Origin of the sequence: Bacillus cereus group sp. MYBK95-2, from assembly GCF_051915225.1 — a bacterium.
GTDB classification, from domain to species: domain Bacteria; phylum Bacillota; class Bacilli; order Bacillales; family Bacillaceae_G; genus Bacillus_A; species Bacillus_A cereus.
The window spans coordinates 17,817-30,411 of record NZ_JBQAEH010000012.1 but is presented as its reverse complement, the minus strand read 5'-3'; the positions used below and the strand labels follow the sequence as shown (position 1 = coordinate 30,411).

Genomic DNA, 12,595 nt, shown 5'->3' with positions numbered 1-12,595 from the left:
TAGTTTACTTTGGAAAAATAAGGGGATTTTATTTACAAGTAATTTATGAAACTAGACCAGAAATCATTTTAGGATAATATGCATTCATCTTTTCTCTAAGTTTATTAAGTTCCTCTTTATTTAACGTCGTATGCTCGCCGTGCAAGTTAAGAGCGTCCGCTCCATCTTCATGAAAATACACCGTAACATATAACGTCGGTAACCCTTTGTTGTTTTCATCTATTGATAAGACGACATCTGGCGTTTTATTAACAGTGCTGAATGTTTCATTTCTTTTCCACTTCTTATTTTGAAACATGTCTTGTATATCATGTATCTTTCGTTTGTTATCTGTATGCGTAAAATATATAACATTATCCTCAGCCGGTTTTCCGATAGACAAAATTGTACGACTTGAGGGCAATCCACTGTTACACGCTGTCATTCCGATGACGAAGCTGAGCAATAATATAACGTACATTACTCTTTTCATTTCGATTCGCCTCCTTTTCATATATATATTCCTTTATAAGAGGCAGATGTCCTGTAAGTATACATTTTGTGGTAAATGGAATTATATCGACAAAACTACAAAAAGAAAGAGGCTGCCTTTATGGCAGCCTCCCTCATTTTTAGAAGAATAAATGTAAGAAATCTTCTGTTGTAATGTTACCGAAGTAGCGTGCGATATCTACGCCTTCTAAAGCTGCAGTGAATGCATCTTTATCGAACTGAACGCCTGTTAGACGCTCTTCGATATCATGAACATCTAGTGAACCGAAGAAGTCGCCGTAAATTTTACATTCTGTTACTGTTCCTTTTTTCACTTCAAGACGAACATCAACTTGTCCAACTGGGAAGCGGTGTGAATGTTGTAAGTTGAACTTCGGTGATTTTCCATAGTTCCAATCCCAATTTTGGTAACGTTCTTCAGAAAGTTTATGGATCTCTTTCCAATCATTTTCTGTTAATTCGTACGTTGGGATTTCTGTTTCTCCTTCGAAAATTGTTTCTAGAAGAAGTTGTCTAAACTCTTCTGTCGTCATTTCTTCGTTTAGGAACTCTGTAATGTTCGCAACGCGGCTACGGATTGATTTAATACCTTTTGATTGAATCTTATCCATTTTTACTTTTAACGCTGATACGACGTGATCGATTTCAGAGTCAAATAGTAACGTACCGTGGCTGAACATACGACCTTTCGTTGAGAACTGCGCGTTACCTGAAATTTTTCTACCTTCAGCTAAAATGTCGTTACGACCACTTAGTTCTGCCTTTACACCTAATTTACTAAGCGCTTTCGTTACAGGCTCTGTGAATTTTTTGAAGTTGCTGAAACTGTCTCCATCATCTTTCGTAATAAAACTGAAGTTTAAGTTTCCTAAATCATGATATACTGCGCCTCCGCCTGATAGACGACGAACGACATGAATACCTTTTTCTTTTACGTAATCTGCATTAATTTCTTCTACTGTGTTTTGATTTTTACCAATGATAATCGAAGGCTCATTAATGTAGAACAGTAAATATGTTTCGTTAATATCTAAATTTTTCACACAATATTCTTCAATCGCTAAGTTTATTCTAGGGTCTGTAATTCCTTTATTATCAATAAATAACATCGTATCACCTCATGAGTTCCATACGTAGCCACTATGCGCTAGCGTAATATGGCCACTGAAAATTTGTTTTGCTTCTGTTACTAAATCAGATGGGTTGCCTGTATGCGGTAAGTGCGTTAATAAAAGTTCTTTTACATTCGCATCTTTTGCAATACTTGCTACTTCTGTACTATTCATATGCCCTGCTTTTGCAGCCTCTTGATGTGCATACATATTACACTCACAAATGAAAAGATCAGCATCTTTCGTGAATGGAATAAACTCAGGAATATAACTGGAATCAGCGCTGTATACTACGATATCACTACCTGCTGTAATGCGCATCGCAAAGCATGTAACAGGATGAACAGTTTTTAAGAATGAAATCGAGAACGGTCCAATTTGAAGTGTTTCTTCTGGATTGTACGCGATTCCTTTCGTATGCGGTTCATGTGTTAAAGAATGGAAACCATTCTCATCAAACGTATGACCGTATATTGGTAGTTCTGGTAGTTGCCTTGTTGTCGCGCTTGTAATTAATCTCGCATATTGCAATACCCCAATATCTGCAACATGATCGTGATGGTAGTGCGATAGTACAACTGCATCTATATCAGATGGTGTTATATATTTTTGAAGCTGTGCTAGTACACCACTACCACAGTCTACAAGTAAACGAAAACCATCGTGTTCAAACAAATACCCCGACGTTGCTTCTCCCGCTTCTGGAAAGCCGCCCCAAAAGCCGACAACAGTCATTTTCATATGTATCCATCCTTTCTAAAACCGAGTAGGAATGCATGTTTTACTTACATCCTACATTGTTAACTATAATCCATTTCCTAAACTTTTTCATTAATTTTCAATTTTGTTATAAAACAGTTGTTGACTTTTATTTTTTGTACTAATACAATGATAGTAAGAAATGGAAATGGAGGGATTGACATGATCGATCAACCAATGGAGTTTTTCAGAAATTTACCGACGAAAACTTGTGCGCACTGTGGGAAAGAAATTGATGAGCAACACGAAGCATACCATAACAAATGTGATGATTGCGTTCACGAAGAATAGTAGTTTGTGAACAGAAAAAAACCTAGCAGACATAGTCTACTAGGCTAATAACATCTTATCCTTCATCGTTGAACCTTTCACCAAGAGCTCCAGTTCAAACTCATACAATTCTTTTTTTCGATAATTTTTCGTATGGATTTTATCCATCATTAGGTCGACAACTTTTCGGGCCATTTCATCAATTGGCTGTTCAATTGTCGTAATACCTGGTTCTGTAATCTGCGATAATATTTGATTATCAAAACCGATAACAGCGAGATCATCTGGAATGCTCCAGTTATGGCGTTTCGCCTCTGAGATAATTCCAGCTGCTACCTCATCGCCTCCTGCCAAAATCGCGGTAGGATTTTTTTTGTCCTTTAATACTTCATGGAATATTCGTTTTCCATCTTCCCAAGAGAAAGCGTTTTCAAGAAAGTCAATCGCTTCTACTTGGCGGCTCTTCTCAGTTATTGCACGTAAAAAGCCCATTTTTCGCTGCTGGCTAACGACTTTGGTTTCGTTACCACGGCAAAAAATAAGATTACGATATCCTTGATCTAACACATGCTTCGCAGCTATGTATGCTCCTTGCGCATGATCAAACTTCACTGTTGGAATATTTGCTTCCTCAATATATTCATTACACAACACGATTGGACCGTGCTGTAAGTATGGCTCTACATCTTCCCACGGATTTTCTAGTGAACATAGAATAATCCCATCTACTTGCTTCGTAGATAATAATTGTAAATACTCCATCTCTTTTTCCGGTAAATATCTTGTTTGACAAATAATCAGTTTATATTTATGTTCAGAAGCAGCAATCTCGATTGCTTCGATAAATCTACTGAAGAAAGGATTTGTAATCCTTGGAACGAGCACCGCAATTGTTTCTGTTTTTTGTTTACGAAGCCTTCTCGCCGCAGAATTAGGAACGAAGCCTAAATGCTTCATTGCTAATTGAACCCTTTTTTTCTTCTCATCTGAAACATATGGATGATTATTAATCACCCTAGAAACCGTTGTCCTTGATAACCCCGCTAATTTCGCCACGTCCTCTATAGTCGACACGAAATTCTCCCCCTTTGCATGAAAACGTTTTCTTAAATTGATTATATAGTATATTATTGGAAACTGCAATATCGGTTGTTATGATTTTACTATATTAATATTATACATAGGTAAAAGTCTGTTAATGCAGGGGCAATATACTGCTTTTAGAAATTTACGTTATGTACATTCCTTTTCTTAATACCATATATCCTTTATTCAATATAAAACCCCATCAATACGTCATCTCCATATGATCCATCTTCATATTTAATTTGCTTTCGTTGTCTGCCTTCTTCTACAAAGCCCATACGTTTGTACACTTTAATTGCCCGATCATTAACAGAAACTACACCTAAACAAATTTTTTCTAAACCTTTCTGCCCTTTCGCCCAACTAATAAGAAATTCAATTAATTTCGTGCCTATGCCTTGATTACAATACGCCTCTTTAATCCCCATTCCCATTGTGCCTGCGTGTTGTAACCGTTCTAGTTCATATCGGTTGAAAAGTAAAAAGCCAACTACCTTCCCATCTACTTCATACACGATATAAAGATTACCTTTCTCATTACTTTTCCGTATCTTTTCTCTTTCTGCATTCATATCATTCGGTAACTTCTTTGGGGATACTATGAAAAATTTTGTAGTAGTTTCCGATAATATAATTTCTTTTCTAATATTCATAATTGCTTCTGCATCAGTCTCTTTTACTAACCGTATCATTGAATCACCTCGTACTTTTTCTTTTTAAAAATAATATTAAAACTATAAAACGGCCAATATGCAATATTACATATTGAGAATCTTTTTACTCTTGATACAATATTCATACATCAAAATAAAAGGAATGTATGCAATGAATCCAATCTTAACAGCTGCAAAACAACTATTACATAAAGAAGAAAAGATTTTATCTACTTTAAAATGTTCACTTACTGGCTATATGATTACGCATAAAGTCCCGTATCCTGGCATGTTACTTGCTACTAATCAAAGACTTCTCTTTTTTAGCCAATATAAAAACACATTCATTGCCGAATTTGATTATGAAAAAATTCTATCCATAGAAACGAAGAGAAGAATCTTTGACAAAAAAATAATATTTTACTATGAAGATGAATATATAACGCTTGGATACATTACAAGTTCGAATGTTGAAGCGTTCATAGACTTACTACATAGAATGTAAGTATTCCAAATGCATCTTTCATACTTGTATATACTTCTTTATCAAACAATATAGGTGAAAGGGCATAAACAAGAAAGATTATTAGCGGATTTACGATAAAATAATAAGTAAGATTGCCTTTCATCATATCAACTCCTCTACCCTATGTTTCTCTGTAAATTGTTGTAATTCCTTTTCTTTCGTTTTTATAGCTTTTAGAAAGATTTATAGATGAACTAAGGAAAAGATGTGCCCTCTATTAAAATAAAAAAGCACCAAAAAGGTGCTTTTATCTACGCTTCAACCGATTGATTTTCAGCAACATTTTTAAATTGTCGTTTGTGCATCAAAGTTAAGGAAGCGATCGTTCCAAGTGATAATACAACGATAAAGATCATGAGCATTCCTATGTTTTGCCACATGAAGTCAAAGTCTCCACTCGATACGACTGCTTTCAATCCTGATACAGAGTATGTCATCGGTAACCAAGCATTGAATGATTGTAAAAACTTCGGAATCAATTCTAGCGGGAATGTTCCGGCACTCGTTGTAAGCTGCATAATTAATGTGATAATGGCAATAAAACGGCCTGCATCACCGAATGCTGTTACTAAACATTGAATTAATGCGATAAATGCTAAACTTGTAATGATACTAAAGAGTATGAAGTATGGAATGCTTTGTACTTCTACACCCAATCCGAACAGTAATATAACATCTGCTACTATCGCTTGAATAATACCAACTGATAGTAAAACACCGAACTTACTAATAAACCAACTAAATCCTGATTTTGGAACTCCTACTGTATCACGTAATGGATATACGATTGATAATAGTAATGCCCCAACGAATAAACCGAGTGATAGGAAATACGGCGTAAATCCAGTTCCGTAGTTAGGAACTTCCGCCATTTTCTCCGTCTTCACTTTTACAGGACTTGCAAACATATCATACGTTTTATCTGTTCCTTTCACTTCACCAGTTTTCTCTGCCCCTTCGCCAAGTTTCTCTGCAAGTTCACTTGAACCATCGTTTACTTTCACTAGTCCATCAGTTACTTTTCCTGATCCGTCTGCTAGTTTATTTACTCCGTCGATTAGCTGGGTTGAGCCATTTGATAATGTGCCTAAGCCTGTTGTTACTTGACCGGAGCCATCTGCTAATTGATTTACTCCACCTGCCATTTGATTTGCTCCTACAGATAATGTACCTAAACCGCCTGTTACTTGGTTTGATCCATCTGCTAATTGATTGACTCCACCTGCCATTTGGTTTGCTCCTGCAGATAATTGACCTAGGCCGCCTGTTACTTGGCTTGATCCATCTGCTAATTGATTGACACCACCTGCCATTTGATTTGCTCCTGCAGATAATGTGTCTAAGCCTGTTGTTACTTGACCAGAGCCATCTGCTAATTGATTTATCGCATCTATTAATTGACCAGACTCGTTTTTAAATTTATTTGCGCCTTCTTTAGCAGTATTTAACTTCGCACCAAACCCTTGGAATTTTTCAACAAATCCTTTTTGTGCACTGGATAATTGCTCAATACCAGCAGTTAAGGATTGTAATTCCGCTGCATTCGGCAGTTTGCTTTGTCCATCACCTGTTTTTTGATTTATTTCGCTTTTTAATTGTTTTACTTCTTCATTTAATTTATTTGTTCCACCTGCTACTCCGGCAGCTTTTTGCTGAACTGTCGCTGTACTTTTTACAGCACTTGTTATGAATGGTTGTAACTGCTCTTGATATTCTTTCGGTAAACTTTCAATTTGCTTTTGTAAATTCGCTACCTCTTGTGCTGCATTTTTGGCATCTCCTGCTGTTGATTGTGTAAGTTCATTTAACTGATTTACATTCGCCCCAGCTCCATCTATTTTCTCATTTACTGTATTCAATATAGAAGGGCCTTTCGACTGTATTTCCTCTAAACCTGCAGCAGAACTTTTCACTTTACTATTTAAATCTTGCAAACCCTTTTCAATTTTTTGAGAAGCTACCTCTAATTGGTTTTGTCCCCCAACCAGTTGTTCCATACCATTTGATAGATCCGTTGTTCCTGTTTTTAATTCACCGGATTTACTTACTAATTTGTTCAAACCACCGGTCACTTTCTCAGATCCATCATGCAATTCACCAATTCCTTTTTGCATTTCACCCGTTTTGCTATTTAACGTATTTAAACCGTCTGTTACTTTTCCTGATCCATCTACTAATTTTCCGATACCTGCTTGCATCTCACTTGTTTTACTATTTAACGTATTTAAACCTGCTGTTACTTTCCCAGATCCATCAAATAGTTTCCCTACACCTGTCTGTATCTCCCCAGACTTCCCTTGAAGTGTATGAAGGCCATCCGTCACTTTACTTGAACCATCATGCAGCTCACTTGATCCGTCGTGTAGTTTACTTGCCCCTTCCGCTCCATCTGCTAATCCTTTTGAGACGTCTTTAATAGAATCGAACATTTTCTCTGCATATGTTTTCGTTAACGTGCTTGATACTTCAGTTTTAATCTTTTCAATGGCTGTTCCTCCAATTTGTGAAGATAAGAAGTTTAAACTTTCATTTGGAATGTACTCTAAGTTTAATGGCTTTGGATTGTCTTTTAGTAACGTTGTAGCGTTACTTGAGAAGTCATCTGGAATGCGCACTAACATGTAATACTTTCTACCTTCCATTCCTTTCTTCGCTTCTTTTTCACTTACGAACTCCCATTTAAAACTTTTATTATCTTTTAAATTATCAACGAGCCCTTTTCCGACCTCAATTGGTTTCCCATCAAATACTGCGCCTTTATCTAAATTGACTACTGCAACTGGTAAGTCATCTAACTGTTTATACGGATCCCAAAAGGCCCACAAAAACATCCCTGCATATAAAATCGGTACGAATAAGACCGCAATAATTGGAATTAATATTTTTTTACTTTTTATAATTTCCGTGAACTCTTTCCGAAGTAACTGATTCCCTTTCATAATTTCTCCCCCTTTTTATAAAATGACCAAAATGTTCATATAGTCATTTTTACCCAAACAAAAAGGCTATACTTGTTCATACATATGCCTTATCCCTGAATTTATTACTATGCAACTTTTTCTTATTATGATTATAATTTTTCTATATCCCCCCTTAACTTAAATATATGACCGTATTGTTCATTTGGTCATTTTTTATAAAATTAAAAGGATTATCTTAGTTTGACAATCCTTTTAATAAATAAAGTTCAAATAACTCTGCAATTTTTTCTTTTTCTAGCGGTTCGTGATTTTTTTCCCAATCAAAAATAAGCGATACATATAGACGCAGCATAATAAATGCTGTAATTTCTGGATCACATTTGCTAATTTCACCTTTTTCAATCGCAATCTTTAAATACGATTGAATAACAGAAACGATTTCCACATCAACTTGTTGCATAACTTCTTGTACTTCTTTCGTTCCCATATCGCGCTCTTCTTGAATTAATTTAATCATGAGCTGATGTTCTTTTCTAAATTCCAAGATGCTATATAATGCTCTATGTACATTTTCAAAAAATGAAACATCTGAACGAATTGCACTTTCTGCAACTTGCTTCATTTCTGTAATTAAATTAGAAATAATTTCACCAAATAGCTCTTCTTTATTTTTGAAAAAAGTATAAATCGTTCCTTTTCCTACATTCGCTAACTTCGCTACTTGATCCATCGTTGTTGCTTTATAACCGAACGCTGAAAAAGACTTTGTTGCAGCTTCAATAATAGAACGTTTTCGATCTATCGCCACATTGTCACCTCCAAAAATGACCAATTGGATAATATAGTCAATCAGTACATCTTTGATATTACCACACGCTTACATTCTATACAAGTTCTCTTTTTATTATTTCCAGTATAAAAGATTTCAGTCAAGTTATATCATACTTTCCATAGTTTATCAGAAGAAAAGAGAAAAGGAAAAGATGTTCTAGAGATATACATCTTAAGAACACCTTTTTGCTATTTCAACATAGAAAGCATAATTTTCTCTAATTCTTCTTTATTTACATTCTTATCGAATACTGCTTCTCCTTGGTTCTCTAAACTATGATTAATAATAACGATTTGGTATGCACTATTTTTCCCTTTTGCTGGAACAATCATCTTCATACCTTGTAAATTACTATCCGAGTGATGAGTAGCGTAGAATATTTGATTCCCTTCTAGTTCGTACTGTTCTATATTTTCAGGCACTACAAACTGGTGGCTAAATGGGTCTTTGCTTTCCCCAAAAACTTGCGATTGAGAAATTGTATAATTTCCTTTTCCGTTCGTATATTCTAATTCAATAGTGAATTCCGGCTTTATCTTAAGATAATAATTCACCCTTTCGTCTTTTTGGGTATATCCTTTAATTGTATAAGTTGGCCTCTTAATTTGGAAATCAACATGTTGCTGCACTTCTTCAACTGTATATGTTAAATACTTCCCTACCTTATCCTCATAAGGAGTTGTTTTATTACGAATTTCTTTTAATTTTTCACGATTTTCTGTACTTAAGCGCTCTTCTTTCACCTCTTTTATATCCCCTTGGAAATTTTCGGGTAAGTTTAATCTAACTAATCCTTTTTTCTCGATCTGTAATACCTCTTTATATAACTGCACATAATTCTCAAACTCTTCCTTTGTTAAAGCTTTTTCAGCATGATATAAAAAGGCTGTTCGGTTTTCATATTGCCAGTTTGACATTCCCCACTCTTTTCTCGCCTTTTCCTCTGTACCAAATAATGTATCTACAGCATTTTGGAAAGCATCCTTTGACTGCTCTACTTTATCCTCTTGCTTTTCTTTTCCTTCCGTTGTACGTGCGTTGAATAAAGAAAGGGATGCTATAGCAACTATAGCAATAATCCCAAGTAAAGAAAGGCGATACGATTTCTTTTGGAATTTTTTAATCATAACGATTCTCCTTTTTAGTGTTCGTTTATTTCTACTTAAATTTGCTAGGCTTGGTACTTGATAGGAATAGTGTTGTAGAAGGGTAATAATTGTATGTCCGTATGCAATTTGTTCCTCTTTATCTATAAAAGTAAGTGCATATGCATCACAGGCTAATTCTTGATCTTCTCGCATACAAAAATAGGCGTACCAAAGAATCGGATTGAACCAATTTAATAGGATTAAACTGTACATAATCCAATTTACAGCTACATCGTTTCTCTTAATATGAGCTAACTCATGGTAAAAGACATATTGTAATTGTTGTTTATTTAATACTTTCATATGTTTTTTTGATAGTAATACTTTCGGACGAAAGAAACTAAACACAGTTGGGCTCGCAATCTTTCCCGCTAGACGTAACGAAACTGCCTTCTTCATTTTCATAGATTGCTTACAGCGATTAAACACTGTAGCGACCTGTTCATCCGTAATATCCGGTTGTTTCTTTATGTACGAATATAAACGTCTATTTGTAAGAAACGTTATGACTGCTAATACGATTACCCCAGCTAGCCAAACATACAAAGCAAGTTGGTATAAAGAAAATGTAGTCTGTTTTTCCGAACTGACTTTTACTTCCGGTTCGCTAGTTTTTGTCACCATTTTAGAATTTGATTCCAATTCCACTTTACGGTCGCTTTCTATGTTTACTATATTCTCAGTAGCCGGCATATTTTTTGGAATAACTTCCGATACGCTAGAACTATAAGAAAGTAATGAGTAAATGCTATAAGAGCTATCTGGCGACCACGGTAAAAGGAGTCTTATCATTAATACGATCCACAGCATATATTGCCACCGGGGGGTTAATTTATTTCTAAATAGAACTTTTATACATAAAATAAATCCGACTAATATGCTAGCCATAAGTGACGTTTCTATAAGCCAATCAAAAAAATGAGGAAGGTATACATTTATAAGCGTGTCTATCATTTTTATCGATCCTTCCTCTTATTCTCCTCTGTCTTCTCATCTAAAATGCGTTTTAATTCATTAATATCTTCTGAAGATAATTTCTCCTCTTTTAAGAAATTAACAAGTAATGGCTTAAACGCTGCACCGCAAAAACGTTTTAGTAAAGATTTCGTTTCCACTTGCAAATAATTATCTTGTGATACTAACGGATAATAAGCGTACATACGCCCTTTATCTTGATGGTAAGAAACGGCTTCCTTTTGTACTAATCGATTAATTAATGTGCGGATTGTTTTCGGTTTCCAGTCCATTGCATCTTCCAGTTCTTCTATAATTTCATTCGCTGTTTGCGGAGAACTCGACCAAAGTACTTTCATAATTTCTAATTCCGCTTCAGATATTTTAGGTAATTGATTTGTCATCGTATGTTTCACTCCTAAGTATTACATTTGTAATCTATAATTAAGATTACAAATGTAATACTTAATTGTCAACCATATTTTAGAAAAATTAATTTCAGCTAAACCTTACTTCACAACAACAAAATTCCTCTTTTTCAAATAATCAAATAAAAAAACAAGAAAATCTTTACAATTAATAGTAATATAGAAAATAGACAAGTTTATCAAAATAGTGGAGGCTTTTTCAGTCATGATGCGTGCGCTTCGTTTAAATATAAAGCAAGCTTTTTGTAATCGTGTTTCTTTAATTATTATGTTTAGTGGATTTGTTCTTATTTGTATTTATCATTATTATTATGTAATTCGTTATTTAGGAGACGCTGCGAATGGACCTATATCGACGGATATTAAATGGATTGGATTTCGTGGAAATGAAATGGATGTTTATTTATTATTAATGCCAGTTATTGCAAGTCTTCCCTTTAGTACAAGTTATAACTCGGATAAGTCCGATGGTTTTAAACCGTTTGTCAGTAAAGAAATTTCTTTATTTTCTTATTCAGTAACGAAATATATCGTTACATTTTTTTGCGGCGGACTTCTTTATACATTTCCATTCATCTTATCGTTATTATTTTGCAAATTAACCATTCCAGACGGAGTACCAACGGCTGGTTCAGGCATTATAAATGATAACGGGATGTTCGCAAACTTATATGAAACTTCTCCCATCACTTACATTGCTGTATATATCGGAATTAATTTTTTATTTGCAGGTTTGATGGCTCTTTTAGGACTTGCTGCATCTGCATGGTCCCAAAAGGACTATATGGCGCTTCTATTTCCATTTGCAACTACCTCTATTCCTTACGTCCTGCTAAATACGGTACTCCCTACAATAGGCGGAGCACCTATTCATTTATATGATCCAAGGCAGCCGCTGCATGGCATGTCACCATATATTTTGACAATACAATGTGCCTTCTTCCTCCTCGTTAGCTTAATCATGTATATACAAGGAGTAAAACGTGATAGAAAAAAATATAGAAGAAGGTTGCAAAAAAGAGAGCGGTGTAGAAAGGCGTTTCAAGTATAATAAAACCCTAATTTCCTTACTATATTGGAAATTAGGGTTTTATTTACTATTCACTTACGGTGTACCAGCCAATCCCCATAAAATAACAACCGCTACAAAATAAATCGCTTTAATCACTACTACTAAACATAATGAAACAATTGCATATTTACTTAATTCTCTTCTTGCACCTATTAAAGTGAAAATAACCGCCAAACTAAATGTTATATAAGAAGTTGCAGTATGTATTAAGTTATACGTAATATCTAGATTGCTTGTAAGTCCTGTTATATCAGCTACAAACTGAAGCATGACGATCGTACTAAAAAAAATTGCAAACTGATTCATTACCTTTCCATTTATTTGTAACTGCATTGTTGTCCT

Annotated in this window: 13 protein-coding genes; 3 read left to right on the top strand and 10 right to left on the bottom strand. The window is 34.9% G+C overall.

What is annotated here, in order from left to right:
- Positions 1-43: 43 nt before the first annotated feature.
- The 3 genes from ACTFN4_RS26825 to ACTFN4_RS26815 form a co-directional block, all read right to left on the bottom strand.
- Positions 44-472: a hypothetical protein gene (locus tag ACTFN4_RS26825; protein WP_000832612.1), complete on the bottom strand. Its 429-nt coding sequence runs from the start codon at positions 470-472 to the stop codon at positions 44-46.
- A gap of 139 nt (positions 473-611) precedes the next feature.
- Positions 612-1,601: a lipoate--protein ligase gene (locus ACTFN4_RS26820; protein WP_000897273.1), complete on the bottom strand. Its 990-nt coding sequence runs from the start codon at positions 1,599-1,601 to the stop codon at positions 612-614.
- 9 nt (positions 1,602-1,610) lie between these two features.
- Entirely contained in the window at positions 1,611-2,345 is a 735-nt protein-coding gene (locus tag ACTFN4_RS26815; RefSeq protein ID WP_000784668.1) for an MBL fold metallo-hydrolase, read from the bottom strand.
- A 180-nt stretch (positions 2,346-2,525) separates the two neighbouring features.
- Between ACTFN4_RS26815 and yhfH the strand changes: the two genes are divergently transcribed.
- On the top strand, positions 2,526-2,654 hold the full coding sequence (gene yhfH / locus ACTFN4_RS26810) for a protein YhfH (RefSeq protein WP_000567010.1): 129 nt from the start codon (positions 2,526-2,528) through the stop codon (positions 2,652-2,654).
- Between the two features lie 39 nt (positions 2,655-2,693).
- Here the strand turns inward: yhfH and ACTFN4_RS26805 are convergent, their stop codons facing one another.
- Both ACTFN4_RS26805 and ACTFN4_RS26800 read right to left on the bottom strand, forming a co-directional pair.
- On the bottom strand, positions 2,694-3,707 hold the full coding sequence (locus ACTFN4_RS26805; protein WP_000103715.1) for a LacI family DNA-binding transcriptional regulator: 1,014 nt from the start codon (positions 3,705-3,707) through the stop codon (positions 2,694-2,696).
- 194 nt (positions 3,708-3,901) lie between these two features.
- Complete coding sequence (locus tag ACTFN4_RS26800; protein ID WP_000620469.1) at positions 3,902-4,411, bottom strand: GNAT family N-acetyltransferase; 510 nt, start codon at positions 4,409-4,411, stop codon at positions 3,902-3,904.
- Between the two features lie 133 nt (positions 4,412-4,544).
- Here ACTFN4_RS26800 and ACTFN4_RS26795 point away from each other — a divergent pair, with 133 nt between their 5' ends.
- The gene (locus ACTFN4_RS26795) at positions 4,545-4,877 is read left to right on the top strand and encodes a PH domain-containing protein (protein WP_439963078.1); all 333 of its coding nucleotides are present in this window, start codon (positions 4,545-4,547) and stop codon (positions 4,875-4,877) included.
- Positions 4,878-5,149: 272 nt separating this feature from the next.
- Here the strand turns inward: ACTFN4_RS26795 and ACTFN4_RS26790 are convergent, their stop codons facing one another.
- The 4 genes from ACTFN4_RS26790 to ACTFN4_RS26775 all read right to left on the bottom strand — a co-directional run bounded on the left by ACTFN4_RS26790 (position 5,150) and on the right by ACTFN4_RS26775 (position 11,157).
- Positions 5,150-7,837, bottom strand: coding sequence for a YhgE/Pip family protein (locus ACTFN4_RS26790; RefSeq protein ID WP_439963077.1), 2,688 nt, complete (start codon positions 7,835-7,837; stop codon positions 5,150-5,152).
- A 217-nt stretch (positions 7,838-8,054) separates the two neighbouring features.
- A complete protein-coding gene (locus ACTFN4_RS26785; protein WP_000963381.1) occupies positions 8,055-8,627 on the bottom strand; it encodes a TetR/AcrR family transcriptional regulator in 573 nt (190 codons plus the stop codon).
- A 212-nt stretch (positions 8,628-8,839) separates the two neighbouring features.
- Positions 8,840-10,753 carry a M56 family metallopeptidase gene (locus ACTFN4_RS26780; protein ID WP_439963076.1) on the bottom strand — a complete coding sequence of 638 codons (1,914 nt, stop codon included), beginning with the start codon at positions 10,751-10,753 and terminating at the stop codon, positions 8,840-8,842.
- 2 nt (positions 10,754-10,755) lie between these two features.
- Positions 10,756-11,157 carry a BlaI/MecI/CopY family transcriptional regulator gene (locus ACTFN4_RS26775; RefSeq protein ID WP_000184509.1) on the bottom strand — a complete coding sequence of 134 codons (402 nt, stop codon included), beginning with the start codon at positions 11,155-11,157 and terminating at the stop codon, positions 10,756-10,758.
- A 229-nt stretch (positions 11,158-11,386) separates the two neighbouring features.
- Here ACTFN4_RS26775 and ACTFN4_RS26770 point away from each other — a divergent pair, with 229 nt between their 5' ends.
- Positions 11,387-12,232 carry a membrane protein gene (locus ACTFN4_RS26770; protein ID WP_000984146.1) on the top strand — a complete coding sequence of 282 codons (846 nt, stop codon included), beginning with the start codon at positions 11,387-11,389 and terminating at the stop codon, positions 12,230-12,232.
- 54 nt (positions 12,233-12,286) lie between these two features.
- On the opposite strand, the gene ACTFN4_RS26765 is transcribed toward ACTFN4_RS26770, so the two are convergent.
- Positions 12,287-12,586, bottom strand: a complete 300-nt coding sequence (locus tag ACTFN4_RS26765; protein ID WP_001176852.1) for a hypothetical protein — start codon at positions 12,584-12,586, stop codon at positions 12,287-12,289.
- Between the last annotated feature and the right edge of the window lie 9 nt (positions 12,587-12,595).